This window comes from Oceanobacillus sojae (assembly GCF_900162665.1).
GTDB lineage: Bacteria > Bacillota > Bacilli > Bacillales > Amphibacillaceae > Oceanobacillus > Oceanobacillus sojae_A.
The window spans coordinates 698,261-723,781 of sequence record NZ_LT727811.1 but is presented as its reverse complement, the minus strand read 5'-3'; the positions used below and the strand labels follow the sequence as shown (position 1 = coordinate 723,781).

Sequence of the window (25,521 nt, the reverse complement as noted above, 5' to 3'; positions counted from 1 at the left end):
CCTCCTTGTGTGCTTTCAAAATAAAATAGTTAGTAAAAGGAAAGGGAGCTTGCTTCCCCTCCTTTTTCAGACAAATCTATTTAAATAATTCCGGATACATTTCTTCCGCCAGTATTTCCATCCCATCGAGCGCATTATAGCTGTATCCAAACATATAGTTGTAATCTACCGCATACACTTGTTCGTTCTGAATGGCTTTCATACTGGATAGCTTCGGATTATTATATAAGCCTTCTTTTATCTTTTCTGCATTTTCAGGATCACTGTCTACCCAAGCCGGTATAATTAATACATCCGGATCTGTTTCAATTAATGTTTCAATACTTACCTCTCCTGTTTCACCCTCAAAGGCATTTGTAAGCTTTATTTTACTAAATACATCATTAAAGAAATTTTCCCCGCCTGCAGCATATACAGAGACCTCATTCGGATCTGTCATGTGTAAATAAACAAATGTTTTGTTTTCTTCAATACTCGATAAATTATCAATGATAGACTGTTCCTGTTCCTTTAATTGCGAGCTGAAAGCTTCTGCCTCTTCCTGGACGTTAAAAATCTTTCCTAAGTTCTCAATATCTTTATAGATAGATTCATAGGTTGCTCCATCTATGGAAGATTCCAGCACATAGGTATTCATATCCATTTCATTTAAGGAATCTACCGTTCCAACGCCCCAATCATCATTTGCAAACAAGCCGCCGCGGCCAAAGACCAAATCCGGATCTGTTCCTAAGGCAACCTCTTTGCCTACATAAGAATCACTTAAAATGTTCAAGTCATTATAATCGTCTTCTACAGTTGGATCTGGTGCACCAAAGCTGGCGCCAACCCCTGCGATTTTATCCTTTAAGCCTAAATGCAGTAACAGCTCAGCTGCCGGTCTTGTATTTGCCATCACCCGTTCAGGAGCCTGTTCAAAAACTTGATCCTTTTCTTCCCAAGCTGAACTTCCTTCAGGCAGAGAATAGTTCTCGATTGTTACCGGGTAACCCTCCGCTTCCTTCTCTTTTTTTGCTGCGTCACCTTGTGTATCATTGCCACAAGCAGCTAATATAGTGATGACAGAAAAAACTGTCAATAAAAGTAAATATTTTTTCATGTTCCGGCCTCCTGTTATATTTGATAAACAAATCCAAGCTGATTCGTTATCGGATTTTTATATGTCTCACATTTGATTTGATATAATTCACTGATCGTTTCTGGTGTTAATACTTCTTCTGGTGTTCCAGAAGTATAGATCCTGCCGTCCTTCATTGCATAAAGATAATCGCAATATTGAGCTGCGGTCTCTAAATCATGCAAAGCAGCCAGAATGCCTATATTCAATTTTTTAACACATTGCAAAATTTCCAGCTGATAACGAATATCGAGATGATTGGTCGGTTCATCCAGAATCATAAATTGCGGCTGTTGTGCAATCGTGCGGGCCAAAATCGTTCGCTGCTTTTCTCCGCCGGATAAGGACAAATAACTTCTGTCCTTATAATCCAGCAGGTTGGTTTGCTTCAGCGCATTTTCCACAATATCTATATCCGCCTGATTATCCACCTCCAGCAATTTCTTATGAGGTGTCCTTCCCAGCAGCACCATTTGCTCAACCGTTAAATCAAAATACATTTCGTTAAATTGACCAACCACACCAAGCTTTTGGGAAATTTTCTTTTGAGATGTTTTTAAAACATCCATATCTCCTAACACGACTGTCCCTTTATGTGTAGGGAGGCTTTTATAAATGCTCTTCAGCATGGTTGATTTTCCGCAGCCATTTGGACCGACCACACCGACAAACTTCTGATTTTCGACGAGCAGCGAGATGTTTTTAACAATTTCCTTTTTTCCCAATTTTGTCTCCAAGCTTTCTACTATCAGCTGCATATCCTACCCTCCAAAGTTATAGCCTTTTTTTACAATCATATAGATAAACAACGGGCAACCGATCACCGAAGTGAGTATCCCAATAGGGAGCTCTACATTTGCTACCAGCACTCTTGACAGTACATCTGCCCACATAAGGAAGAGACCGCCGAAGAGCAGTGATGCCGGCATTAACCGTTTATGATCTGAACCGAATAACCCTCTGCATATATGCGGAATAATCAATCCGACAAACCCTATCATTCCAGAGTAGGCGACCATCGTACCCGTAATCAACGCTGCGATAATCATATATAGCTTACGAAATACACTTAGGTTAATCCCCAAGGTAATCGCTGATTCGTCACCTAACAACATCGTATTCAAGACGCGATGTTGGAAAAGGAAAAGAAAACAGCCTGCCAGCACAACAATCGCCATAATTGGTACCTTGCTCCAGCTTGAGGATGCCAGGCTTCCCATTGTCCAGAAAGTCACACTCTTGATTCCTTCTGCGTCATTAGCGAAGAAAATAACCAGGCTTGATAACGAACTGCACAGAGCACCGATAACGACGCCGGATAATACTAATTTTATGGAAGTCACCTTACCGCCAATACTTGACAATACAAGAACAAGAATAGAAGTAGCCATCGCTCCGGCAAATGCACCAAATGCCACACCGAACTGTGCCAGAACAGTTCCGCTGCCAAATCCCACAAGAATAGCAAAGGTAGCTCCCAATGAACCTCCTGAGGAAATCCCTAGTATGTAGGGGTCAGCCAGCGGGTTCTGCACGATAGCCTGCATTACCACGCCGCACAAAGAAAGTCCCATACCAATGAGTAAGGCGAAGACAACACGAGGCATACGCACCTGCATAATAATGTTGGTATACGAATCACTCTCCACCTGGTCTAAAGATCCCAAATGCCCGTTAGTAATGGTATGTAGTACAATCTGCATGGATTGTTGAAACGGAATGGAAACCTGTCCAATGGAGACAGAATAAACTGCAGTAATTGCGATAGCACAGAGAAGGAAAAATAATACAAACACATAAAAAATTTGCTTTTGCCTGACACTGCTGCCTTTTTCCATATTCAAATTTTCACCTCCTGCTCACATCAACGCAATTGATAATGATAATCATTTTCAATTATAGATTAAGGATTCTATTTTGGCAATCTGTTTTTTTATATATTCATTTGAATAGGATATATTTTCCCAAATTTTATATGGAAAGATCAGGCTTTTTATACTGCAGTCCCGGTCCTTGCATAATATTCAATCCTGATTTGAGCATGTAATTGGAAACCTGATATAGAAAAGTTGTTTAAGATGGAGAAAACAGCTTCTTTTATGGGGGTAGTTTCTGGTGGGATCGATATGAAAAATAATTGCAAACAGAAAAAGCTGAGGCTTCATTTTTTTACTCCATGAAACCTCAGCTTTTTCTGAATTTATTACTTATTACTTCCATATCAATTGCTTTCTTATTTAGCGATAAATGAAAAAGAAGGCAAATCTTTATTAAATTTCTGCCTTCTCGTCTAACTGCCCTCTAAAGTCACTTCAGGAAACGCCTGCTTCTTCTTTATAGTCTAATCCCTCTTCTTTTTCACGTTGATACTCCCCTAAAACAGCCTCTTGAATTTTTGAGCGTGTTCCGGAATTAATTGGGTGAGCAATATCTCGGAACTCCCCATCTGGCGTCCGCTTCGAAGGCATCGCAACGAATAGTCCATTATTCCCGTCAATGACACGGATATCATGGACTACAAATTCATTGTCTAATGTGATTGAAGCAATAGCCTGCATCCTTCCATCTGTTTTTACGCGGCGTAATCTTACGTCTGTTACCTCCATGATGTTTCACCACCTTTGTCCTAATCAAAAATCATTATTCATACTTATGTACTTCAACATAAATTACAAAAATCCTTCTTAAAAATACCAAAAAAATAAAATATTTTAAATTTACTCTTCCGTATACCTATAATTATATTTCCTTTCGACATATCTAGTCATTATTATCCACCTTTTTCTTACAGAGACGAATATAATCAAATTTTTGGGCTTTTAAGAGGAATAACAGCTTTTAATTAAATAAAAAAACGATCATAAGCACCAGAAACAAATTTCACTTTCTGCCGATCCGCGCTCATTCAAAAATAAAAACAGATCCTCATCTGATTGATAGACAGTTGAAGATCTGTTTTTTATCTGACATTTTTATATTAAGATTCCATTTGATAATTTCCAGGCTGTACAGAAACGCGATGATTCTGTATATCAACCGGAGAAATTTTTAATAATGAAATATAATCTGTAATTACTCTTTCGTCTTCTTCATCATCTGCTTCTGCCAATACACCGACAGCTTGTACTGTAGCAGAAAACTCTTCTAAAAGGCTCTTTATACCTGTAATGGTTCCTCCGGCTTTCATAAAATCATCAATAATACATACATTGGCTCCATCAGGCAAGCTTCGTTTCGGCAGTACCATTGTCTGTATTTTTCGGGATGATCCGGAAACGTAATTGATGCTTACAGATGACCCTTCTGTTACTTTTGGGTCTCTGCGCGCTATAATAACAGGAACATTTAAAAAAGATGCTGTTGCATACGCTAAAGGAATTCCTTTTGTTGCGACTGTTACGATGGCATCAATCTTTAAATGGGCAAAGCACGAAGCAAAAACACGGCCGATTTCCCGCACCAGAATCGGATCACCAAGAATATCACTCATATACAGATATCCTCCAGGAAGAATCCTGGAAGGGTCTTCCAGCTTTTTTTGAAGGGACGATATAAATTCCTTACTGGCTTCAGCTGAGCTTGTAGGAATATATTTTACTCCTCCGCCTGCACCAGTAGTTCTCTCTAAATACCCTAGACCTTTATTTTCAAATACTTCATGTATAATATCTAAATCCTCACTTATCGACGACTTTGTTGTATCACAAAGCTCTACAAAGTAAGGCAATTGAATATGTTTCCTCGGGTTTTCTAAAAAATACTCTGTTAACACAACCAATCGATTACTTCTTTTCAAAATCACACCTCAAATCCGAATGTTCTTAATATAATATAGCATTTTCATATGAATTTTAGCAATGCTTATCCCAACATTCGGATTAATTGCACGTCATTACAAAAGCCTCGCATGCTGTTATATATCCGGAGTGCCTTTCGATGATGCTTCAATAACCCAAACACCGTTGGCCCGCTGCCGCTCATCATCACACCTTCTGCACCCGCAAGCTGCATAGCTTCCTTCAGCCTCGCAACCTCTGGATGCATAGAAAAAGTAATGGGCTCCAAGGCATTTCCCAGATGATTACACAGCTTGGAAAAATCCTTTTCATGCAAAGCTTCGAGAATCTGCTTTGTACTCGGGTGCTTTAATTCAGGAATTTTAATTTGATCAAATACAGTATAAGAAGATACGCCCAGATCCGGTCTGGCAAGTATAACCCAGCAGGTAGGGGGCGGGGGTAAAAGTTCAATGCACTCACCATACCCTTTAGCTATGGCTGTTTTACTATAAACACAAAAAGCAATATCCGCCCCCAAATCAGATCCCAGGTCAGCTAATTCAGCTAATGGAATATTCAGGCCCCATAATCGATTAAGTCCTCGTAACACCGCTGCTGCATCAGCACTGCCGCCAGCTAATCCTGCTGAAACAGGAATCGATTTATCAATTCGGATGTGGACACCTTTTTTTATTTTATATGTCTCCTTAAATAAAACCGCTGCTTGATATGCTAAATTTCTTTCATCGCTCGGAACATAACGGCTTTCCAACGATAGTTGAATTTTATCTGCAGGTAATTCCCGCAATTCTATACGATCTGCCAAGTCTATCGTTGTCATTACCATTTCAATATCATGATATCCGTCTTCTCGCTTATTTAACACGTCTAATGACAAATTTATCTTAGCAGGTGCCTTTTCCATTACAAGCATCTTTATTCACATCCTCAAAGCGTCGGAAATTCGTTCGTTCACCTATTTAAAATCATATATACGTCCCTTAAAAATATATTATATTGTATCATAATCAAAACACTGAGGCTAATCTTGTATGAAAAGGTATGGAATCTGCAAAGTACTTTTGGTCATATAAACTGGATGAATGATTTTAGTACTATGGATATAAGCAGGGTATTAGGAACGTGCGGAAGGCGATTACTCAAACACCGACAGGTTTCAAAGGAATAAGGAAATAATCACAAGCTGGAATGTTTCGTCATTGTTCGTTTTTCTTATAAAAAAAGCGAGCCCTGTTTTAGGACTCGCTTTTTCTCATACTTTCCTCTGCCATCTCTATCGCCCTTTTTACCATATTTCCGGCATCACGGGCTTTTATTCCTCCCCAGCCTTCCTGCTGTACCGTATCGTAAAATCCTAATTCTTTCGCTATTTCTTCTTTCATCTGTGTGGACATAATCCCTCGTCTACCCATGTAAAAGCTCCCCTTTACGAATGAATATATTTCTCGATCGGCAATCATAGCTTATGTATTTTTACTTTTTTCACCCGCACAAGTATTAACCAGGAAACCCATTTCCTGCCCTTTTTTGTATAAAAAAACAGTAGACCAGGTACTTGTCTACTGTTTAAAAATCATCGCTGAACTTCCTTCAACGAAGTTCAGCTCTACCGTTTCTGTCAATATGTCTGTATAGCTGTATGAAACACGTTCGAATGCATTCTCGTCCTGATCAAGCTCAACAATGAAAACAGAGGGATATGTCTCCGCAAGAACACCGCATCTTTCAACGGTTTTCCGTCTTCCACCATTCGCTCTGAGCTTTAACCGTTTACCTACCTGACCATCTAGACCTTGCTTAATTTCGATCAACGTTTTGCCCACTACACTCCACCTCACATATACTTATTTTAACATATATGCCGATGAAAAGTCAAATAAAAATTATAATTATATCAGCATATGTTTTTACTTGTCAACTATTATTCATGTCTATTTCTGATATTATTTGTCGTATCTTTATTTTTATACATAAATTGTCACAAAAAAAAGCATAATGGGCTGATTTTATAAAAATAATTAAAAAATAATTAATCTGAATGATCTAATTATTATTTTGATTCCAGCGGAAAGAAGGAGGAGCAAAGGCATGCTGATTAACCCAATAACTCCCTTTTCTAAGCATTATTTCATATTATATTTCCTCTTCATTTTCATGGGCCAGGTAAGGCATGCCTGTTCGTAATAATCCTCTTGTTTGTACGCCTCCTAATCCTTTCTCTCCAGTTAATGTATTACGGAGTGCTTCCCAGACGGATACGCTTTCCATAAACGAGGTATATGCTACCTTTGCAACAATATAAACCGGATCCAGTGCATGAATGTTGACTCTGGATGGCGAACTGGCAAAATTTGCTCCGGCACGAATTAATGACTCAAAATGTGATTGACAAGCTCCGGCAAAAATAACAAGCTGATCCAGATTAGGATAATTACTTCTCGCTTCCCGTACTGCTTCTACAAAATATTTCGAATGGCGATAGGCACTTAAATCTTGCTTCATTCCTTTATTATGTGAATAAGCATCATGCCCAGTGATTACCATGATATCCGGCTGGATTTTATCCAGTAAATCTTTTATTTGGAATGGCATCTCTGTCTCCGTTAAATGAACACCATGTACTTGAAGTCCAATACGCTGATATAATTGGATACATTTTCTTAAGTAGGATGGATCTCCGTCTATATGAAGCACTTTTGCAGGTAATTGAAAATAATTTGCGGCTTCTGTATAACCCTCTGTTGCTTCATAATTCCTTTTTTCTTTCATCATTTGATAGTCCTGACGAAATAAACGATAGGAAAATTCCTGTTTTTCTCTATCTGCTGCTTTTCTTTTTTTATGCTCCCGCTGATCTACTAAGGTTAAGTCGGATAGTGATGCATCCGCTTTTAACCTTAGCTCCTCACCATGAAGTATAGCTACTCCTTTTTTTATTTCTGCCACACGAAATAATAAGTCGTGATTATATGATTTCCTTGTTACTAACGCTCCATTCTGTATATCCATCACTGCACCTCTCACCTTTAATCGCAGTTTAACCGGCAGCAAGATATCCCTTACAAGGATTCTTAAGGTGTTCCAGGCATCAACTGCCGGTATAAGCCCGATTGGTTCAACTGAATGAGTTTCACTTTATTTCTTTCTCATTGTATGAAAATAAGTGCAGCTCTGTTCCTTTTCTCTTGTATAGTATGAGAATCCTGCATAAAAAGCTAATCAGAAGATATCACCTTCTGATTAGCTTTTTGAGAGCTCTCTATAAACTTTATTAGCTAAGGCGGCAAATTCCTCTATTGTCAATGTTTCGCCGCGTCTGCCGCCATCAATTGACGCTTCTTCAAGGAGTATTTCCACCTGATGTTTTTCTAATTTTTCTTGTAAGAATCTGTTCAGGTTATTCCGAAGTGTTTTTCTTCTCTGCGCAAAACTTGCTTGAATAAGTTCAAAGAAAAAGTCTTCATTATCCACCTGAACAGGCGGTTCCTTGCGCATCACAAGCTTCAGAACACTTGAATCTACATTAGGCTGCGGCATAAATACCTGCTTCGGCACGTTCAGAACAACCTTGGCTTCAGTATAGTATTGTATAGCAATACTGAGAGAGCCGTAGCTTTTTGTATTTGGTACAGCTGCCATTCTATCCGCTACTTCTTTTTGAATCATTACTGTAAGACTTGTAACTGGAAGCCGGTCACGGACAAGCTTCATAAGAATGGGCGTCGTGATGTAATAAGGAAGGTTTGCAACGACATGAATATCCTGGTCTTCCCCGAAATGTGTTTTAATTACCTCATCTACATCCGCTTTTAAAATATCCTCAAGAATAACTTCAACATTATCATAGTCCGCTAAAGTCTCCTCTAAAATAGGCAAGAGACGCTGATCAATTTCAAAAGCAACTACCCGATCTGCATGAATAGCTAATTGTTCCGTCAGAGCACCCATTCCAGGGCCAATTTCAATTGCTCCTGTTTCCTTTGTAATTCCTGCCTGACGAATAATATTTTCTAATACGTTCACATCAATTAAGAAATTTTGCCCTAAGCTTTTCTTAAATGCAAAACCATATTTATTCAGCAGTTCTTTTGTTCTCGACGGCGTTGCAATATATTTTTTAGGCATCTTTCTCCTCCTGCTCTATAAGCTCAACAGCTTCTTTAAATTGTTCTCTGGAGATTTGAAATTGGGTAAGGCGCTTTAAAAGCTGCTTTCCATTAGTATGACCAATATGCAAAAGCTCACCAAGACGTTTTCTGCGTCCAGAAGCCATTTTACCTCCGATTAATCCGTAATGGATAAGGTCTTCTTTGGTAATTTCACTATCCGAAAAATCTGCAAGCTCATAAACATCCTCCAGCGCCCTTTGAATATCCTCCACAGAAGCATGTTCAATTCCCAAGCTCTTATTTTCGGAATGCTTTGCTTTTGCCTGATCTCTTCTTAAAAAAGCATGCTTACAGCCAGGTACAGCCTGGTTGATTAAGTGTCTGATCCGCTCCCCCGGGTAATCAGGATCGGTAAAAATAATAACTCCACGTTTTTCCTTTGCATGACGGATTTTATCGAGAGTGGTTTTATTCACTGCTGAACCATTTGTCTCAATTGTATCGGCATCTACAGCAAGCTGAACACGTGTCGTGTCATCTCGTCCTTCTACAACTATCATTTCTTTTATTTTCAATCGATTTCCTCCACTTTGTTCTAAAACCCTAAGGAATCATTTAATTTTAAAAAATCTTTTTGCGTTTTCTGTTGTTATTTTTCCAATTTCATCCACATCCATCTCACGTAACGCAGCGATATCCTCTGCTACCCGTGCGACATAAGCCGGTTCATTTCTCTTTCCGCGATATGGATGAGGCGCCAGAAATGGAGCATCTGTTTCAATAAGCAGACGGTCTAAAGGCACCTGCTTCGCTACTTCCTTCGGTAATGGAGCATTTTTAAACGTGACCGGTCCGCCTAATGAAATATAAAAATTCATATCAAGGCAGGTCTGTACGTAACGGGCAGAATCATTGTAACAGTGCATAATACCGCCAATTTCCTCTGCTTTCTCTTCCTGCAGGATAGTTATAATGTCCTCCGTTGCTTCCCGGTTATGAATAATAATAGGCATATTCACTTTTTTAGCAAGCGCTATTTGCTGACGGAAGACCTTCTTCTGCACACCCTTTGGGGACTTATCCCAATGATAATCCAATCCCATTTCACCAATTGCCACCACTTTAGGATGCGCACTCAATTCTTCAATCCATTCCAGCTCTTTATCCGTCATATCAATGGCATCAACGGGATGCCAGCCGACTGCTGCATAAATATTTTCGTTCTGTTCTGCAATTTCAATAGCCAGCGGTATCGTCTCATGATCAAAGCCTACAACAACCATATACTCCACACCAGCCTCTCTTGCCCGCTGGATTGTCTCTTCCCTGTCTTCAGCAAACTGTCTGGCGTTTAAATGAACATGTGTGTCAAATAACATCTTAACCATCCTTTTTTATCTCCCTTATATCGAAAAGGAAGGAGCTGACATGATGACAGCTCCTATACCATTTATTCAGTAGAAATCATCCACTATTTTAAGAAATTGGTGAACCGTTTGGAACACTTTCCGGTGCCGGAACAATTTCTAATTTCCCGTCTTTTTCTGCAGAAAGAATCATTCCCTGGCTTATTTCACCACGCATTTTCCGCGGCTTCAGATTAGCCACAATAACAACCTTTTTACCAATCAGTTTTTCCGGTTCCGGGTAGTACTCCGCAATTCCGGATAAAATTTGCCGATCAGCTTCATCCCCTGCATCGAGGCGGAATTTCAGCAGCTTATCTGCGCCTTCTACTTTACTGCAGGCTTTCACTTCTGCTACCCTCAGCTCTACTTTATCAAATACATCATATTTAATTTGGCTTTCTTTGGTAGAAACAAGCTCTGTTTCAGTTGGATCCCATTCTTTTTCTTCTTCCTCATCAGATGCAGCAGCTCCGCCCATTTGTGAACGGATATATTCTACTTCTTCCTCGACGTCTAAACGAGGAAAAATTGGTTTTCCTTTTTTCACAACAGTAATATTTTCCGGGAAATTGCCAAATTGAATCTTCTCCCAAGATAATCCACTTTCTTCGTCTAAACCAAGCTGTTCAATTATTTTCTTTGGTGCATGTGTCAAACAAGGCTGCAGCATCGTTGCAGCTACGCGTAAAGTTTCTGCCAGATGTGCCATAACACTCGCTAATTCAGTACGTTTTTCTTCGTCCTTAGCAAGAATCCAAGGCTGTGTTTCATCAATATATTTATTTGCTCTGGAAATCAGCATCCACACTTTTTTCAATGCGTCACTAAACTCCATTTGATCCATAGCTTCCTGGTAAGCTTGGATAACAGATGCTGCGGTTTTTTGTAAATCAGCATCTTCCTTGTTAATGACACCATTAATAGCAGGAACCTTTCCGTCAAAATATTTGTTAATCATTGCTACAGTACGATTCAATAAGTTTCCTAAATCATTGGCTAAATCATAATTCACTCTGGAAATAAAGTCTTCAGGAGTAAAGACACCGTCACTGCCAAAAGCAACTTCTCTCATTAAATAGTAGCGCAAAGCATCTAAACCATAACGCTCCACAAGCATTTCCGGATAGACAACATTTCCTTTGGACTTCGACATTTTTCCATCCTTCATCAGTAACCAGCCATGCCCGAAAACTTTTTTAGGAAGCGGAAGGTCCAGTGCAATCAACATGATTGGCCAATAAATAGTATGGAAACGGACAATTTCCTTTCCAACCATGTGTACATCTGCAGGCCAGTATTTTTTGAAATCAGCGTCATCATCTGTGCCATATCCCAAGGCTGTAATATAGTTAGCCAATGCGTCAATCCAAACATAAATAACATGCTTCGGATTACTCGGAACCTTAATTCCCCAGCTGAATGTGGTACGGGATACTGCCAAGTCTTCAAGACCTGGTTTAATAAAGTTATTAATCATTTCATTTTTACGGGATTCCGGCTGGATAAAGTCAGGATGTTCCTCATAATACTTCAATAATTGGTCTGCATATTTACTCATGCGGAAGAAATAAGATTCTTCTTTAATCAACTCAACTGGATGTCCACTATCCGGTGATTTCCCGCCGATAATTTTTCCATTTTCATCTTTCTCAATATCTACAAGCTGTGTTTCAGTATAGAAGGTTTCATCAGGAACAGAATACCAGCCTTCATATTCATCCAGATAGATATCACCCTGTTTTAGAAAACGCTCAAAAATATCCGCCACAACTTTTTGGTGCTGTTCATCTGTTGTGCGAATAAATTTATCATTACTTATTTCAAGTGTCTTCCATAAGTCCTGCATACCAGCTGCCATCTCATCTACATATTGCTGCGGTGATATATTCTTTTCAGCTGCTTTCTGCTCTATCTTTTGTCCGTGTTCATCACTTCCTGTTAAATAGAACACATCAAATCCGAGCATGCGCTTATATCTCGCCATCGTATCACAAGCTATTGTTGTATACGCGTTGCCAATATGTAATTTCCCGCTTGGATAATAAATTGGCGTTGTAATGTAAAAAGTGTTTTTGCTTCCCATCCGTTATGCCTCCTAAATTTTTTCCTGTTTAAGTTGAATTGAAGATTTAAAGCTGCCGCTCCAGCGGGTTTCATGGGGTGAGTACTCTTAGGTCCCAGAAAAACACTGCGCTTTCCCATAGGAGTCTCCGTGTTTTTCTTCCGCTAGTTACTATTAATAATCATAATTTACTCATTTCTAATATGATAAACAAGAAGGTGTAATTTACTATTTCAACTTATATTTAAAAAAACCTTATATTAGCTATACACCTGTAAAGATGATACATGCTTTGAAACAAGCATTGCCGTCTCATCCGTAAAAGATTCACAATTATCTCTTATTGATTGGCTATTCTATATATTTTTTATGATATCACACTGTAAATACAAAAATGTCAACTTCCATTGTAGCTATTATATCGTAATTTGCCAAATTGTGTACCTATTCACTTGTTCTTTATGGATAATTTCGTTTTATGTCGAATTTTCTGCGGTTATTTTTTCCTTCCATACAAGGAAAAATATCAATATCCTTAGAAATTAATTCACAAAAAATGATACTTTCTTACTTGACCACGATAGAAATTTAACAAAAACCTGAATATTTATAAAAAAGAGATAAAACTTTTCCTTTTACAGTAAAATTGTATTGACAATACCAAATATTGTTGCTATTCTAATGTTATTAACAACGATGAACAGCGACATTTTTTTCAATTTATCTCATTATTTGAAAAATGTACCCTTCGTTTATTCGGAAAAACGCTACTAAATCTACTTTTTGGGGGAATGAAGAAATGAAATCTACTGGTATTGTACGTAAAGTTGACGAGCTTGGCCGCGTGGTTATTCCTATCGAATTACGCCGTACACTGGATATTAAAGAAAAGGATACAATGGAAATCTACGTCGATAACGATCGCATTGTATTGAAGAAATATCGTCCAAACATGACTTGTCAGATTACTGGGGAATTAACGGATGAGAACCAGACTTTAGCTGATGGAAACCTTATTCTAAGCCCTGAAGGCGCTAAAATTTTGCTGGAAGAAATTCAAAACCGTTTTAAATAATAGCTGTTTAAAAGGCGAAAAAGGGATGATCTCTGTATATAGAAGAGATCATCCCTTTTTCGTATTCATAAATATTATGGAAGCTGCTATTCAATATGGTAACTCTGATAGACTTCTCTTTTTGGTAATTTTCGTTCCATTGCTGCCTGCTTAATTGCTTCCTTGCTGGATAAATCATCATTTTTCATTAATGCTTCTACATGCTCTTTCACGGATAAAGCTTCCCACCAGCTCGATTCCTGTTGAATATTGTCGAAAGATGTCTCCGTTTGCCCTTCTATGACAATTACAAACTCTCCACGCATTTCATTTTTCTTACTCCATGAAAAAAGTTCTTGTATGGTTCCTCTAACAAATTCTTCAAATTTCTTGGAGATTTCTCTACCTATAGCCGCTTGTCTATTACCTAAAATACCCTCCATGGTTTCCAAAGTATCCTTTATTCGATAAGGCGACTCATAAAAAATTAAAGTAGCATTCAAATTTTTCAATTTCTCAAGCGTTTCTTTCTTATCTTTTTTCTTCCTGGGAAGAAAACCGTAAAATGTAAAAGTTTGTGCGGGTAAACCTGATCCGACCAGTGCAACAAGTGCTGCATTTGCTCCCGGTAAAACAATGACATCCAGGCCTTCCCTGATAGCTGCCTGAACCAGCTCTGAGCCTGGATCAGAAATCGCAGGCATTCCGGCATCACTCACAACAGCTATCGACTCACCATTCCGTATCTTATCTAAAAGCTGTTTTTCTCTTTCGTGATGGTTATGTTCATGATAACTGATAAGAGGGGTATGAATCTCAAAATAATGAAGCAGCTTTTTCGTATTTCTGGTGTCCTCCGCGGCAATCAGCTTACATTCCTTTAAAATCCGGATAGCCCGAAAAGTCATATCCTCCAGGTTTCCGATAGGTGTCGGTACAACGTATAATGCTGCATGCTCCTCAGGCTGATAGCTATTTTGGATATTCATTCATTGCACGTTCCTTTCTTATTGGCCTGGATCAGTGCCAGTTTCTCTCCGCGGGATAATTTTTTTATTCTATATTCCTCACGCATAGCATCTGATTTACTTTCAAATTCATATGTATAGATAATTTCGAATGGGCCCCTGCCTCTTGTATATTTTGCCCCTTTTCCCTCTTCATGCATACGAAGCCGATGCTTTAAATCATTCGTATATCCTGTATATAATGTCCCATCGTGACATTTTAAAACATATACCAAGTGTTCTCCGCTAGCCATATATAACTTCCTCTGCCTGTTTTGTATAAGAACCGTCGTGTTCATAAATATAGAATGGCGGCAGAATCTTCACATCCGCCTTTCCATCACGAATCCCCTCGACTAAAAGCATATTCGCTTCCTTTCCCTGTTTTGGATAAACAAATTGTATACGCTTCGGTTCAATACGATACTTTCTAAATTGTTCTATAATATCAACTAAACGTCCGGGGCGATGCACCATAGCTACTTTTCCGCCTGGCCTGACATAAAGCTTACAGGCTTTCACAACATCCTCCAAGGAGCAGTAAAGTTCATGTCTGGCAATAGTGAGGTATTCATTTTGATTATGCTCCGCAGCTGATGGTGTTTTAAAATATGGCGGGTTCACAGTAACCATATCAAATGAACTTTGATCAAGCGTTGTCTGCATCTCCTTCAGGTCTCCATGAATCATTCGTAATTGATGACTTAAATCATTTAAAGTGACATTTCGTTGAGCCATCTGAAAAATGCGTTGTTGAATCTCAACACCAATTATTTCAGCACTTGTCCTTTTAGAAAGCAGTAAAGGAATGACACCATTTCCCGTACATAAATCAAGAATCTTTCCTCTTTTTTTAGGGATTGAACTAAAATGAGCTAATAATACAGCATCCAATGAAAAAGCAAAAGCAGTCGGACTTTGTATAATTTTCATCGTTTCATCTGCCAGCAAATAATCCAGGCGCTCATCATCATATAAATCGGTCATAGGTTCATCACATCCTCATCTTCTCATTAAAGAGGATGTTCAAAAAGTCCAATAAAGATGACACGGCGAATTTCTTTGTTGACGAGCTTTTTCCGATGGGACTGCGATTACTCGCCCCACCAAGAGCGTTACTCACGTATTATAAAGCATACGCTCCGCTCGTAAAGAGCTCATCGCCTTGAACTTCTTGGTCCTATTTATCGGCCTTTTTGAACACGCACTTAAAGCTTACCATAAAAAGAGCTGCCTCCATAGGAAGACAGCACCCAATACGATACATTTATTTCGTTTTATCAAAGAAATCCAGGCAGAAAATACAATCTTCATTTCTTCTCGGACTGCCGAATTCCAAACTGCATATATGGAAACCTTCTTCATATAATCGGGCTAAATTATCATAGCCTTCTCCTGGAAAGATGCCCTTTTGTTGTTTAGAATCGCCTTTTTCTTCCTGGTTTTCCACAGATTCCTCTGTAAAGTTATCTAGGTGATTTCGCAAATGGTGATTTTCGTGAGCTAACCGATGATTTTCTTCAAGTAAATCACTTAGCTTTCCTTTTAAATCACCTAACTGCTCATATAATTCACCAATTTGCTTCTCCATATCGGAAACTTGATCAAATATTTCTCTGTTTCCCAAGAATGATCACCTCTATTCTGTGACTTGTGCTACAATATGATGTTTAAAATGTCTAATAAAAATGACACATCGAATTTCTTCGTTAGCTTGCTTTTCCGTTGCTCACGTATTAAACTACATACGTTCCGCTACTCAAAACTGCGCTGCCTCGAACTTCTCGGTCCTTTTTATCAGCCCTTTTGAACACTCATTACAATTCCTTCTTCAATTAATTCATCTAATGTATACTCCACAACACGTTCTTTATCTAAGAGCTCAATTTGAATCATTTTTTCTAATATATTTAAACCGACAACTTTTCCTTTTCCGTGAGGTGTCGGCAATGTTTCTCCGATGTCAGGTAAATCTCTTTTTGCTGTTTCGTAGGCATCATTTTCATATTTTAAGCAGCACATTAACCTTCCGCAAAGACCGGATATTTTTGCCGGGTTTAAAGAAAGATTTTGATCCTTTGCCATTTTGATAGACACCGGTTCAAAGTCTCCTAAGAAGGTGGAGCAGCAGAGCATACGGCCGCATGGACCAATTCCGCCCAGCATTTTCGCTTCATCCCTGACGCCGATTTGTCTAAGTTCAATACGTGTTTTGAACATAGATGCAAGATCCTTTACAAGGTTCCGGAAGTCTACTCTTCCGTCAGCTGTAAAATAGAAAATAATTTTATTGCGGTCAAAAGTATATTCTACATCTACCAGATTCATATCCAGTTTATGTTGATTAATTTTGGTGGTACATACGTCAAAGGCTTTTTTTGCCTGTTCCTGATTCTCTACAACGGTTCGCTTATCCTTTTCTCCGGCGACCCGGATGACTTTCTTTAATGGTAAAACTACATCTTCTTCATCAACCTGCTTTTCCGTGATGACTACTTTTCCAAATTCTATCCCTCTTACCGTCTCCACAATCACATAGCTATCTGGAGTTACCGGATAAGAATCCGGATCGAAGTAGTAGATTTTACCAGCTTTCTTAAATCGTACGCCAATAACTTCTAACATTTTTTCACCTCTGTATTTGAAGCGCTAGTTGTTCAATAACCAATGTTGGCTGAACATTTGCCTTTAATTTTCTTTTTGCCATTAAAATCTGATTTAAGATTATTAACAGCTGGGCTTGAGAAAAAGTAATGATCATCTTTTCTAATTTAGATGGATCATTGGATAACAGTATCGTATTGGCGTCTGTGTATATATGTTGATGTAAGATATCTTTAAATCCTAGTATTAATAAGTCCAGACCTCGTTCTTGATTTTCTCTATCTTTAAAATGAGGTATCCAATTTTGATGAATATATGTGTAAATATCCTCAGGTTGTGTAGCATACATTTCTACCCATTGTATCACTATTTTTCTCGCACCTGCAAACCAATCATCTTGAGCAAGTTCAAGTGCTTCTGCCAGGCTGTTTGTCAATACGCTTAAAAGTTTAGCGTCTGTCTCACTTAAGCCCTCTTTCTGCAATCTTTCCTGTAATACACCTGGCGAAAGAGGCTGCAGATCGATAATCTGACAGCGTGACCGGATAGTAGACAGCATCGCATGGCCATTTTCTGTGAGCATCATCGCAGTTGTCTCTACGTTCGGTTCCTCTAAAAATTTTAATAATCGGTTGGCTGCATTGACTGTTAATGTATCCGCATCCTTAACAATATAAACTTTCTGGTTTGATTCCAGTCCTGAATACGTAAATTCCTTCTGCAGATTACGTACCTGTTCTATTTTAATAGAGGCGCCATCCGGCTCAATCCAATGCATATCTGGATGATTTCCGGAGTCAATTCGCTGACAGTTGATACAGCTGTTACATGGATTTTCTCCCTGCCGATTCATGCAAAATAAATATTTTGCCAGGAGTAATGCCATTTCCTTTTTGCCGGTTCCTCTATCTCCTTGGAATAAATAGGCATGGGAGATACGATTTTTCTTGATGCTATTAATAATAGTCCTACTTGCTACAGGCTGTATTTTTTCAATCTCTTCCCATGTCTTCATCATTTTACTTCCACCTTTAAAGATGAGCTTAAAAACACCTATTCTATCAATTCTATGAAAGGCTAAGCCCTTCTTCTAAAGAGCTTAGCTCATGTATAAATATTAACTAATAAACCTTTAATTTCTCCAATTAAGCCAAGAATATCAATGGTTTTCTTTTCTTCATCCATTAAGTCTTCTGCTAATCGGGCAATTTTTTCATCAATTATCTTCACTGTCGATAATTGTCTGCTTCCCTGCATGCCAAAGCTTTGTTTTTTCTCCAGAAGATACCCTTCTGATGTCGCTTTTTCTAGAAATCCTTTTACCATTCGTTTAAATTTGACTAACTCACGAAAGGAACGATACCGGCTCAGTTTATCCCCCTGCTCCGTAATCTGCTTCACCATTTGTGTGAATTCCTGTGTTTTCAGCTGTTCCGATTGGGTTTGAACAAGATTTTGAAAAGAAGCATTATTTGTCTGCGAAGGCCGCTTCAGATTACCGTCTCTTGGTGTTAATATATCGCTTGAGATTTTCATTGTTCTCCCCCTCCCGCTTTATTAAAATATGTTTTTAGAATTGGTAAAAGGACTCAATAGGCAGGATAAATACAGTAGCTCCGCCAACCTCCACTTTAACCGGTTTTGGAATATAAGAATCTGCATTTCCTCCCATTGGAGAAATTGGCGCAACCATCTGTTCACGATGCGAGCAATTATCGCGAATGATTTCAAGGGCGTCATTCACATATTCGTCTTCACAACCAATCATTAGTGTCGTATTACCTTCTTTTAAAAATCCGCCTGTTGTAGCTAATTTTGTTGTTTGAAATTTATTTTCACCTAACGCGTTTACCAAGCGGTTGGAATCTTTATCCTGAATAACCGTTATAATTAATTTCATGATTGATCAGCCCCTTTTGACTTATTTATTTAAAAAAGTAATAATTCTTTCCAGCACATCTTCATATACAGCCTCACGTGAGCGGTCAGCGTCCACAGTTTGAAAACGATCCGGGAAACGAGATTTGATTAACTGATAGCCTTCATAGACTTTCTCGTGAAATTCAACCGTTTCTAAATCCAGGCGGTTTTTCTCTCTCTCAGCATTAGCTGAAATGCGCTCCAGTCCTTTTTTCGGATCAATATCAAAAAATAGCGTTATATCCGGCATGCAATCCTGGATCACAAATTGATTAATTGCAAATACTTCATCCACGCCGATGCCTCTTGCATAGCCCTGGTAAACCAGACTGCTGTCCACAAAGCGATCACATAATACTATTTTTCCCTTTTTTAATGCAGGGAAAACCTTTTCTACGAGATGCTGTCTTCTTGCTGCTGCGTATAATAATGCTTCTGTTCTTTCCTCCATCTCAAGATGAAGAGGGTCATGAATAATATCTCTAATCTTTTCAGAGATACGAATACCGCCTGGCTCTCTTGTCTTGATAACCTCTATCCCTCTTCCTGTCAGCTCTTCATAAACCTGATTTAGAATGGTGGTCTTGCCGGCTCCCTCGCCGCCTTCAAATGTTATAAACAAACCATTTGTCATCATCGTTCCCCTTTATTCCTATATATGCGTAATCCCGAGTCCCTATGCTGAATCCGAACACCCTGCTCTACTAATTTTTCAAAGTGTGCTATATGCGCCCGCTTGATTCTTTCTCCTTTTAAAAGAACCGGAATACCAGGCGGATAAGGTATAACTGCATCAGCAGCTATTTCTCCAATACTTTCCTTCATCGGGACCAGATACGTTGTATAATTGTTCATTTCCTGATAAGACAAATCTAATTCCTGAATCTTATCTGGGAAAAGATTTATCCTCTCTATTGTAGCACGATTTACTGATTTTTTTAATGGATGCCCGATTGTTTTCAACCTTTTTTCTAACATTTCAATTTGTTCAAAGGGGGCAAGTCCATGGATAAATAAAATTTGCTCATCTGTAGCAAGCTCCGGGAAAATCCCTGCCTTTTCGAGCAAGTTCACAACTGACTTTGTCGAAAAAGAATGTTTCACGTGGAACGTCAGCTTTAAAGGATCTGTGGAAGAAACAGCTTCCCAAAAAGGAAAGGATGCAAATAAAGTCTTCACATATTCGACACTTTTTACCGTTTTTATTCGTTCTTCCTTTGAATAGTTTGCTAAAAAATGTCTGGCCATATCTAAAGAAGCCATCAATATATACGAGGGGCTGCTCGACTGAATAACTTGTAAATAATGAGCAATCCGGGACTGATCAACGCGCGGCGTTACAATATGTAAATAGGAAGCCATCGTCATTGCTGGAGCCATTTTGTGTGCAGAGTGAACAACCGCATCAGCTCCTAATTGAATTGCTGAAGCCGGGAAAGGATCTCCCGATGCAAAATGAACCCCATGTGCTTCATCGACTAACACAGGAATATTATATTGATGTGCTTTATCAATCATTTTTTTAAGATGATAGGTCTGTCCAAAATAATCCGGGTAAGTAAGTACTAACGCCTGCGCATCTGGATGCTGCGCTATTGCTGCTTCCACAGTTTCATAGCTTGGACTTGTATACCTTTTAACGTCATCATCCCAGTCCGGTGCCAGAAAAACAGGCTTCGCTCCAGCTAATTCCAATCCATTCATTACAGACTTATGGCAGTTACGCTGCACAAGAATCTTCTCCCCCTGCTTACACGCTGCAAGAATCATTGCCAGATTTCCAGCTGTCGAACCGCCGACAAGAAAGAAGGTATGCTCTGTCTTAAAAAAGTCTGCAGCTAAGCTTTCTCCCTCTGCAATGACACCTGTGGGCGCATGTAAATCATCCATCCCTGTAATTTCTGTCGCATCCCAGCGGAGTATCTGCTGGAAATCTGCCTTATATGCAGAGGAAAAAATTTGGCCATGTTTATGACCGGGAACATGGAAAGAGATCGGGTTACTTTTTGCAAATGCCTGTAGATGCTCTGCTAATGGTATGCGCTGCTGGTCCATTTTCCTCCCTCATTTCTTCTCGTATATAAATAAACAAATAGATTCATTATTATCTACCTTCTCTTAATTAGAATGCTTTCTCTTTTATATTTTATGCTAACAAAAAAGCCTTTGCATGCAAAGACTTGTTAAAAGGGGATTATATTAAGAGTGTAATTTTGGTTGTTTAATATTTTTTAACTTTGAGAGATAGTATTGATACTTTTCTTCCCTTGGCTCTGTATGGATCATATTATGCTCACAATCTGAACAGAGAAACATGGAATACAAATGAATACCGTTTTCCTTTGGCTCCTCACAAATTCCACAATACTCATATTCTTGAACTTTTTGCTGTTTCATTTCTCCACCTCCGTTAAAACTAGTATCTCCTAATCTAACGGATGCTATACATAAAAAAATATATTATGTATAAGCTTTACTAGTGGATGATATACAAGGATAGCTAAACAGCATTTCAAAGAATAAATAGATGAATAGCTGCCAGGGAACCGACACCAAATACACCAAGAAACCCGGATACCAGAACAGTAAATAGATTAATGGGTATATGCAGGCCGACAGCACCTCCGAACACATTTAAGAAAAACAGCAGCAATACACCTATACCTAACCGGATTGTTGCTTTCCCAATATATTTCATTGGTTTCACCGGTGCACCTACGATAAATAAAAGAATAATTAATCCGATAATGATTCCAATAAATAGTGTTGAATTCATCCCACTTCCCCACTTTCCTTCCATCGCTTTAACATATTTCTATGATTGTCCGACAGCGATTAGAACAGATTTTCAAAGTGGTTGAATCAGTTTGGAGCTTTCTGGGGTTATTTGGTAAACCCCTTCCATGGCCAGCAAGAACGGACAATAAAAAGAACCAGGCAATTGGAAACCTCCCTGATTCTTTCGTGAAAATTATATATTATTCTTTAAAACCGGTCAGCTTTTACATTCCGAACGCGTGCCTCTCTTAATAGCATCAGATATTTAGATTTCGCCAATAGTTTCTCCTGCATACCATTTCGTGAAGGGTCGATACTTTTTCGGACAAAATCCTGAAGCTGTCTCCATTCCCCTTCTACTTGATATAAAGCATTCAGAAGCTCCTGATCCATATCTTTTTTCTTTAATCTCTTTGCCATACTCTCCACCAAACCCCATTATAAATGAAATTTCATCTCACCAGATGATCAGAAATAGAAATCAGACGTCTCTTCTTCCTTCTAACGCTTTTGACAATGTCACTTCATCAGCATACTCTAAATCGCCACCGACAGGTAATCCATGTGCAATACGCGTTGTACGGATTCCTGAAGGTTTTACCAGACGGGAAATATACATTGCTGTTGCTTCTCCCTCAATATTCGGGTTTGTCGCCAGAATAAGCTCTTCTACCTCTTCATCCTTCAGGCGGTTAAGCAAATCCGGTACATTGATATCCTCCGGGCCAATTCCATCCATCGGTGAAATTGCCCCATGAAGCACATGATATCTGCCGCGGAATTCTTTCATTTTTTCCATTGCTATGACATCTTTCGGATCCTGGACAACACAAATAATAGATCCATCCCGGCTGGTATCCTGGCAAATAGCGCAGGGATCCTGATCCGTAATATGTCCGCAAACCGAACAATGAGTAAGATCACGTTTCGCATGAACTAATGCGTTAGCAAAGTTCATCACATCATCCTCTTTCATATTTAAAACAAAAAAGGCCAGACGTGCTGCCGTCTTTGGACCAATTCCCGGTAATTTGGAGAAGCTGTCCATCAGCTTAGTTATCGGCTCTGGATAATACATATTTTCTTACCTCCCTGTAAAACATCACTTTAAGGGAAAATAAGACGCCTTGGCAAAGAAGCCAGACGCCTTATTTTCTATTAGAAAGGAATTAGAACATTCCTGGCATATTCAATCCTTTTGTAAATTGTCCCATTGTTGCATTTGTTTTTTCATCAATTTGATTTAAGACATCATTTGTTGCTGCTACAATCAAATCCTGCAGCATTTCGATATCATCCGGATCAACAACCTCTTCTTTAATCTCTACATCCACAATTTCTTTCTTGCCGTTTGCCCGTACAGTTACCATACCGCCGCCAGCTGTAGCTTCAAAGGACATTTCATGCAATTCGTCCTGTGCTTTCATCATCTTTTTTTGCATCTTCTGCATTTGCTTCATCATGTTATTCATATTTCCCTTCATGGAAAATACCTCCTTTAAATATATATATTATTCATGAATTTCTAATAAATCATCACCAAAGAGCTTTCTTGCCTCATCTACAAGAGGATCTCCCTCCTGTTCCTTTTGTTCATCAGGCTTTTCCTGCTTTTGGATATATTCACTGCGCAGGTCATTCCATTCTTTCTCAGGAATCGGAATAATCGTGCGAGGTTTATCTAAATTCCCTAATATCGATTCTACCATTTCCCGATGATCAAGGAATAAAGAACAATGAATTTCATATTTAAACGCTACAATAAGTGTATCTGCTGATGCTGCGGCAGGCTTACTGTCCTGTATGGTTGCATGTGCCGGAGCATTCGCTGTTTTTAATTGGCTTAAGAAGTTTGCCCATTGTGCATGCACATCCTTCAGCTCTTTTTTCTCTGCTTTTCCTAGTGTATCACGAATCCGGTCAAATGGAATCTTATATGTGTTTCGTGAATTCCTGGAAGCGGGACGGCGTCTCTCAGCTGCAGGAGAGCTTCCTCCAGCTTCCTGATGCTGCGGCGGAGCTTCTTTTAACTTCGCAATGTCACGCTCCATCGCCTGTAATTTTTGCTGAAGCTTGAGAACGGCATCTGACTGGTCTACAGCATCAGACGGTATCTGCCCCGCTCCTTGCGTTTTTCCAAATTGATCTGTAATCGATAATAATGCCACCTCAATAAAGATCTTCGGACTGTTGGACCATTTCATTTCCTGCTGACATTGATTCAGTTCAATAATGGAATGCTGGATCCAGTTGTTTGTAACCTGCTTAGCCAATTCTTCAAAGGCTTCATTCACGACAGCCCGCTCTAGCAGCTCTCCTAATCCTGACGAGGTTTTATATAAAAGTAAATCACGCATAAAGTATATTAAATCCTGCACAAATTTCCCCGGATCTTTTCCTGTTTGAATCATCTGATCCAATCCGCTGAGTACAGTCTGTACATCCTGCTGTATCATCGCGCGGACAATATTGGTGAGAACCTCCTGAGATACACCGCCGGTAACCGCCAGCACATCCTCAAGCTCTACCTGCTCTTCACTATAGGAGATAGCCTGATCCAGAATACTCAACGCATCACGCATACCGCCTTCTGCTGCTAAGGCAACGGACTCTAAAGCTTCATCTGTCACAGAAATATTTTCGGCATGCATGATTTTCCGCATTCTTTCCACAATGGCCAGATTAGAAATTGGTTTAAAATCAAAGCGTTGGCAACGGGAAATAATCGTTAATGGTATTTTATGCGGTTCTGTTGTCGCAAGGATAAATACAACGTGTTTTGGCGGTTCTTCCAGTGTTTTCAGAAGCGCGTTAAAGGCATTTACAGATATCATATGCACTTCATCAATGATATACACTTTATAAGGTACAGAGCTTGGTGCATACTTCACTTTATCCCGGATATCACGAATATCATCGACACTTGTATTCGATGCCGCATCAATTTCAATGACATCGGAAATAGAGCCATCTTGAATACCTTTGCACGCTGCACATTCATTGCATGGCTCTTTGACGGGCGCATGCTCACAATTAATCGTTTGCGCAAAAATCTTTGCAGCACTTGTTTTCCCTGTCCCTCTCGGACCAGAGAATAAATAAGCATGTGAGAATTTATCTTGTGTAATGGCATTTTGTAATGTTCTCGTGATATGCTGCTGTCCTACAACATCTTCAAATGTTCTTGGACGCCAGACGCGGTATAAAGCTTGATAACTCATGATTTCGATTCCCCTTATGTGTCTCCTTATTATTATACCCGATTAGGGGCTAGGATGAAAACCTTATAACTAGATTATCTGGAAGTAATTTATGTTTAAATAATTATTAAAGAAATTGAGTTTTTAGAGAGTTTCTTCATAAATAATAAAGAAGCTTCATTGAAATTATAGAACTAATGTTCTCGTTGTGATATAATACCCTATAATACACACAGTAAAAAGTTTAACGGTGGAAGGCAGCATCTCCTATGTGGAAGGAGGTGATGCCTATGGCTACTTTTGATGCGCTGTCTTTAATGATCAGCTTTGGCATGCTTATCATAGCCATTCTTTCATTTCACGACAAAAACCAAAAGTAAAACCACCCTTAGCTTGCCGGCAAATAGGGTGGCTTCATTCGTCACTTTAAAACAGCCTTCCCTCTCTTCTGATAGAGAGAA

At 39.1% G+C, this 25,521-nt stretch carries 30 protein-coding genes and 1 pseudogene; 2 read left to right on the top strand and 29 right to left on the bottom strand.

What is annotated here, in order from left to right:
- Positions 1 to 76 precede the first annotated feature (76 nt).
- The 13 genes from BN1068_RS10695 to metG form a co-directional block, all read right to left on the bottom strand.
- On the bottom strand, positions 77 to 1,099 hold the full coding sequence (locus BN1068_RS10695; RefSeq protein ID WP_077602845.1) for an ABC transporter substrate-binding protein: 1,023 nt from the start codon (positions 1,097 to 1,099) through the stop codon (positions 77 to 79).
- A 14-nt stretch (positions 1,100 to 1,113) separates the two neighbouring features.
- Complete coding sequence (locus BN1068_RS10690) at positions 1,114 to 1,875, bottom strand: ABC transporter ATP-binding protein (RefSeq protein WP_077602844.1); 762 nt, start codon at positions 1,873 to 1,875, stop codon at positions 1,114 to 1,116.
- Positions 1,876 to 1,878: 3 nt separating this feature from the next.
- Positions 1,879 to 2,955: a FecCD family ABC transporter permease gene (locus BN1068_RS10685; RefSeq protein WP_139344808.1), complete on the bottom strand. Its 1,077-nt coding sequence runs from the start codon at positions 2,953 to 2,955 to the stop codon at positions 1,879 to 1,881.
- Positions 2,956 to 3,429: 474 nt separating this feature from the next.
- Positions 3,430 to 3,723 (bottom strand): septation regulator SpoVG, encoded by a 294-nt coding sequence (spoVG, locus tag BN1068_RS10680; protein ID WP_077602842.1) that lies wholly within the window; start codon positions 3,721 to 3,723, stop codon positions 3,430 to 3,432.
- Positions 3,724 to 4,094: 371 nt separating this feature from the next.
- Positions 4,095 to 4,913, bottom strand: coding sequence for a pur operon repressor (purR, locus tag BN1068_RS10675; RefSeq protein ID WP_077602841.1), 819 nt, complete (start codon positions 4,911 to 4,913; stop codon positions 4,095 to 4,097).
- Between the two features lie 65 nt (positions 4,914 to 4,978).
- Positions 4,979 to 5,830 carry a 4-(cytidine 5'-diphospho)-2-C-methyl-D-erythritol kinase gene (ispE, locus tag BN1068_RS10670; protein WP_077602840.1) on the bottom strand — a complete coding sequence of 284 codons (852 nt, stop codon included), beginning with the start codon at positions 5,828 to 5,830 and terminating at the stop codon, positions 4,979 to 4,981.
- 322 nt (positions 5,831 to 6,152) lie between these two features.
- A complete protein-coding gene (locus tag BN1068_RS10665; protein ID WP_077602839.1) occupies positions 6,153 to 6,329 on the bottom strand; it encodes a small, acid-soluble spore protein, alpha/beta type in 177 nt (58 codons plus the stop codon).
- 147 nt (positions 6,330 to 6,476) lie between these two features.
- The gene (veg, locus tag BN1068_RS10660) at positions 6,477 to 6,740 is read right to left on the bottom strand and encodes a biofilm formation stimulator Veg (RefSeq protein WP_077602838.1); all 264 of its coding nucleotides are present in this window, start codon (positions 6,738 to 6,740) and stop codon (positions 6,477 to 6,479) included.
- A 310-nt stretch (positions 6,741 to 7,050) separates the two neighbouring features.
- A complete protein-coding gene (gene yabG, locus BN1068_RS10655) occupies positions 7,051 to 7,926 on the bottom strand; it encodes a sporulation peptidase YabG (protein ID WP_077602837.1) in 876 nt (291 codons plus the stop codon).
- A 231-nt stretch (positions 7,927 to 8,157) separates the two neighbouring features.
- Positions 8,158 to 9,042 (bottom strand): 16S rRNA (adenine(1518)-N(6)/adenine(1519)-N(6))-dimethyltransferase RsmA, encoded by an 885-nt coding sequence (gene rsmA / locus BN1068_RS10650; protein WP_077602836.1) that lies wholly within the window; start codon positions 9,040 to 9,042, stop codon positions 8,158 to 8,160.
- Positions 9,035 to 9,601, bottom strand: a complete 567-nt coding sequence (rnmV, locus tag BN1068_RS10645; RefSeq protein ID WP_077602835.1) for a ribonuclease M5 — start codon at positions 9,599 to 9,601, stop codon at positions 9,035 to 9,037. The genes rsmA and rnmV overlap by 8 nt, the downstream gene beginning before the upstream one ends.
- 36 nt (positions 9,602 to 9,637) lie before the next feature.
- Positions 9,638 to 10,405, bottom strand: a complete 768-nt coding sequence (locus BN1068_RS10640) for a TatD family hydrolase (protein ID WP_077602895.1) — start codon at positions 10,403 to 10,405, stop codon at positions 9,638 to 9,640.
- A gap of 97 nt (positions 10,406 to 10,502) precedes the next feature.
- Positions 10,503 to 12,518 carry a methionine--tRNA ligase gene (gene metG, locus BN1068_RS10635; protein ID WP_077602834.1) on the bottom strand — a complete coding sequence of 672 codons (2,016 nt, stop codon included), beginning with the start codon at positions 12,516 to 12,518 and terminating at the stop codon, positions 10,503 to 10,505.
- A 778-nt stretch (positions 12,519 to 13,296) separates the two neighbouring features.
- On the opposite strand from metG, the gene BN1068_RS10630 reads away from it, so the two are divergent.
- The gene (locus BN1068_RS10630; protein ID WP_077602833.1) at positions 13,297 to 13,572 is read left to right on the top strand and encodes a transition state genes transcriptional regulator AbrB; all 276 of its coding nucleotides are present in this window, start codon (positions 13,297 to 13,299) and stop codon (positions 13,570 to 13,572) included.
- 86 nt (positions 13,573 to 13,658) lie between these two features.
- On the opposite strand, the gene rsmI is transcribed toward BN1068_RS10630, so the two are convergent.
- The 16 genes and pseudogenes from rsmI to dnaX all read right to left on the bottom strand — a co-directional run bounded on the left by rsmI (position 13,659) and on the right by dnaX (position 25,081).
- On the bottom strand, positions 13,659 to 14,540 hold the full coding sequence (gene rsmI, locus BN1068_RS10625; RefSeq protein WP_077602832.1) for a 16S rRNA (cytidine(1402)-2'-O)-methyltransferase: 882 nt from the start codon (positions 14,538 to 14,540) through the stop codon (positions 13,659 to 13,661).
- Positions 14,537 to 14,812: a GIY-YIG nuclease family protein gene (locus tag BN1068_RS10620; protein ID WP_077602831.1), complete on the bottom strand. Its 276-nt coding sequence runs from the start codon at positions 14,810 to 14,812 to the stop codon at positions 14,537 to 14,539. Before BN1068_RS10620 ends, rsmI begins: the two co-directional genes overlap by 4 nt.
- Positions 14,805 to 15,545, bottom strand: coding sequence for a tRNA1(Val) (adenine(37)-N6)-methyltransferase (locus BN1068_RS10615; protein WP_077602830.1), 741 nt, complete (start codon positions 15,543 to 15,545; stop codon positions 14,805 to 14,807). Before BN1068_RS10615 ends, BN1068_RS10620 begins: the two co-directional genes overlap by 8 nt.
- A gap of 280 nt (positions 15,546 to 15,825) precedes the next feature.
- Positions 15,826 to 16,185: a DNA replication initiation control protein YabA gene (gene yabA / locus BN1068_RS10610; protein ID WP_077602829.1), complete on the bottom strand. Its 360-nt coding sequence runs from the start codon at positions 16,183 to 16,185 to the stop codon at positions 15,826 to 15,828.
- Between the two features lie 170 nt (positions 16,186 to 16,355).
- On the bottom strand, positions 16,356 to 17,183 hold the full coding sequence (locus BN1068_RS10605; protein WP_077602828.1) for a PSP1 domain-containing protein: 828 nt from the start codon (positions 17,181 to 17,183) through the stop codon (positions 16,356 to 16,358).
- Between the two features lie 4 nt (positions 17,184 to 17,187).
- Positions 17,188 to 18,177 carry a DNA polymerase III subunit delta' gene (gene holB / locus BN1068_RS10600; RefSeq protein ID WP_077602894.1) on the bottom strand — a complete coding sequence of 330 codons (990 nt, stop codon included), beginning with the start codon at positions 18,175 to 18,177 and terminating at the stop codon, positions 17,188 to 17,190.
- Positions 18,178 to 18,266: 89 nt separating this feature from the next.
- A complete protein-coding gene (locus BN1068_RS10595) occupies positions 18,267 to 18,698 on the bottom strand; it encodes a YaaR family protein (protein WP_077602827.1) in 432 nt (143 codons plus the stop codon).
- Between the two features lie 34 nt (positions 18,699 to 18,732).
- Positions 18,733 to 19,062, bottom strand: a complete 330-nt coding sequence (locus BN1068_RS10590) for a cyclic-di-AMP receptor (protein WP_040977662.1) — start codon at positions 19,060 to 19,062, stop codon at positions 18,733 to 18,735.
- Positions 19,031 to 19,716: pseudogene (tmk, locus tag BN1068_RS10585) on the bottom strand (dTMP kinase). Before tmk ends, BN1068_RS10590 begins: the two are co-directional and overlap by 32 nt.
- Positions 19,716 to 21,137, bottom strand: coding sequence for an aminotransferase class I/II-fold pyridoxal phosphate-dependent enzyme (locus tag BN1068_RS10580; protein WP_077602825.1), 1,422 nt, complete (start codon positions 21,135 to 21,137; stop codon positions 19,716 to 19,718). Before BN1068_RS10580 ends, tmk begins: the two are co-directional and overlap by 1 nt.
- A 144-nt stretch (positions 21,138 to 21,281) precedes the next feature.
- The gene (locus tag BN1068_RS10575) at positions 21,282 to 21,479 is read right to left on the bottom strand and encodes a sigma factor G inhibitor Gin (RefSeq protein WP_077602824.1); all 198 of its coding nucleotides are present in this window, start codon (positions 21,477 to 21,479) and stop codon (positions 21,282 to 21,284) included.
- 115 nt (positions 21,480 to 21,594) lie between these two features.
- Complete coding sequence (locus tag BN1068_RS10570) at positions 21,595 to 21,858, bottom strand: pro-sigmaK processing inhibitor BofA family protein (protein ID WP_077602823.1); 264 nt, start codon at positions 21,856 to 21,858, stop codon at positions 21,595 to 21,597.
- A gap of 209 nt (positions 21,859 to 22,067) precedes the next feature.
- Complete coding sequence (locus BN1068_RS10565) at positions 22,068 to 22,280, bottom strand: YaaL family protein (RefSeq protein WP_077602822.1); 213 nt, start codon at positions 22,278 to 22,280, stop codon at positions 22,068 to 22,070.
- Positions 22,281 to 22,341: 61 nt separating this feature from the next.
- Positions 22,342 to 22,938: a recombination mediator RecR gene (gene recR / locus BN1068_RS10560; protein WP_077602821.1), complete on the bottom strand. Its 597-nt coding sequence runs from the start codon at positions 22,936 to 22,938 to the stop codon at positions 22,342 to 22,344.
- Between the two features lie 91 nt (positions 22,939 to 23,029).
- Positions 23,030 to 23,344: a YbaB/EbfC family nucleoid-associated protein gene (locus BN1068_RS10555; protein ID WP_077602820.1), complete on the bottom strand. Its 315-nt coding sequence runs from the start codon at positions 23,342 to 23,344 to the stop codon at positions 23,030 to 23,032.
- A 27-nt stretch (positions 23,345 to 23,371) separates the two neighbouring features.
- Positions 23,372 to 25,081: a DNA polymerase III subunit gamma/tau gene (gene dnaX, locus BN1068_RS10550; RefSeq protein WP_077602819.1), complete on the bottom strand. Its 1,710-nt coding sequence runs from the start codon at positions 25,079 to 25,081 to the stop codon at positions 23,372 to 23,374.
- 269 nt (positions 25,082 to 25,350) lie between these two features.
- On the opposite strand from dnaX, the gene BN1068_RS23945 reads away from it, so the two are divergent.
- Entirely contained in the window at positions 25,351 to 25,440 is a 90-nt protein-coding gene (locus BN1068_RS23945; protein ID WP_254846746.1) for a putative holin-like toxin, read from the top strand.
- Positions 25,441 to 25,521 lie beyond the last annotated feature (81 nt).

Bases quoted from the DNA above. Each gene is read 5' to 3' on its own strand.
- BN1068_RS10615 (WP_077602830.1), bottom strand. From the start codon at position 15,545: ATGACCGATTTATATGATGATGAGCGCCTGGATTATTTGCTGGCAGAT.
- BN1068_RS10565 (WP_077602822.1), bottom strand. From the start codon at position 22,280: ATGGCAAAGAGATTAAAGAAAAAAGATATGGATCAGGAGCTTCTGAAT.
- holB (WP_077602894.1), bottom strand. From the start codon at position 18,177: ATGAAGACATGGGAAGAGATTGAAAAAATACAGCCTGTAGCAAGTAGG.
- BN1068_RS10570 (WP_077602823.1), bottom strand. From the start codon at position 21,858: ATGAATTCAACACTATTTATTGGAATCATTATCGGATTAATTATTCTT.
- BN1068_RS10665 (WP_077602839.1), bottom strand. From the start codon at position 6,329: ATGGGTAGACGAGGGATTATGTCCACACAGATGAAAGAAGAAATAGCG.
- BN1068_RS10590 (WP_040977662.1), bottom strand. From the start codon at position 19,062: ATGAAATTAATTATAACGGTTATTCAGGATAAAGATTCCAACCGCTTG.
- yabG (WP_077602837.1), bottom strand. From the start codon at position 7,926: ATGGATATACAGAATGGAGCGTTAGTAACAAGGAAATCATATAATCAC.
- recR (WP_077602821.1), bottom strand. From the start codon at position 22,938: ATGTATTATCCAGAGCCGATAACTAAGCTGATGGACAGCTTCTCCAAA.
- BN1068_RS10640 (WP_077602895.1), bottom strand. From the start codon at position 10,405: ATGTTATTTGACACACATGTTCATTTAAACGCCAGACAGTTTGCTGAA.
- BN1068_RS10695 (WP_077602845.1), bottom strand. From the start codon at position 1,099: ATGAAAAAATATTTACTTTTATTGACAGTTTTTTCTGTCATCACTATA.
- ispE (WP_077602840.1), bottom strand. From the start codon at position 5,830: ATGCTTGTAATGGAAAAGGCACCTGCTAAGATAAATTTGTCATTAGAC.
- BN1068_RS10555 (WP_077602820.1), bottom strand. From the start codon at position 23,344: ATGAAGGGAAATATGAATAACATGATGAAGCAAATGCAGAAGATGCAA.
- BN1068_RS10605 (WP_077602828.1), bottom strand. From the start codon at position 17,183: ATGTTAGAAGTTATTGGCGTACGATTTAAGAAAGCTGGTAAAATCTAC.
- BN1068_RS10580 (WP_077602825.1), bottom strand. From the start codon at position 21,137: ATGGACCAGCAGCGCATACCATTAGCAGAGCATCTACAGGCATTTGCA.
- BN1068_RS10595 (WP_077602827.1), bottom strand. From the start codon at position 18,698: ATGAAAATCTCAAGCGATATATTAACACCAAGAGACGGTAATCTGAAG.
- BN1068_RS23945 (WP_254846746.1), top strand. From the start codon at position 25,351: ATGGCTACTTTTGATGCGCTGTCTTTAATGATCAGCTTTGGCATGCTT.
- BN1068_RS10630 (WP_077602833.1), top strand. From the start codon at position 13,297: ATGAAATCTACTGGTATTGTACGTAAAGTTGACGAGCTTGGCCGCGTG.
- metG (WP_077602834.1), bottom strand. From the start codon at position 12,518: ATGGGAAGCAAAAACACTTTTTACATTACAACGCCAATTTATTATCCA.
- rsmI (WP_077602832.1), bottom strand. From the start codon at position 14,540: ATGAATATCCAAAATAGCTATCAGCCTGAGGAGCATGCAGCATTATAC.
- BN1068_RS10690 (WP_077602844.1), bottom strand. From the start codon at position 1,875: ATGCAGCTGATAGTAGAAAGCTTGGAGACAAAATTGGGAAAAAAGGAA.
- rsmA (WP_077602836.1), bottom strand. From the start codon at position 9,042: ATGCCTAAAAAATATATTGCAACGCCGTCGAGAACAAAAGAACTGCTG.
- dnaX (WP_077602819.1), bottom strand. From the start codon at position 25,081: ATGAGTTATCAAGCTTTATACCGCGTCTGGCGTCCAAGAACATTTGAA.
- spoVG (WP_077602842.1), bottom strand. From the start codon at position 3,723: ATGGAGGTAACAGACGTAAGATTACGCCGCGTAAAAACAGATGGAAGG.
- BN1068_RS10620 (WP_077602831.1), bottom strand. From the start codon at position 14,812: ATGGCTAGCGGAGAACACTTGGTATATGTTTTAAAATGTCACGATGGG.
- BN1068_RS10575 (WP_077602824.1), bottom strand. From the start codon at position 21,479: ATGAAACAGCAAAAAGTTCAAGAATATGAGTATTGTGGAATTTGTGAG.
- BN1068_RS10685 (WP_139344808.1), bottom strand. From the start codon at position 2,955: ATGGAAAAAGGCAGCAGTGTCAGGCAAAAGCAAATTTTTTATGTGTTT.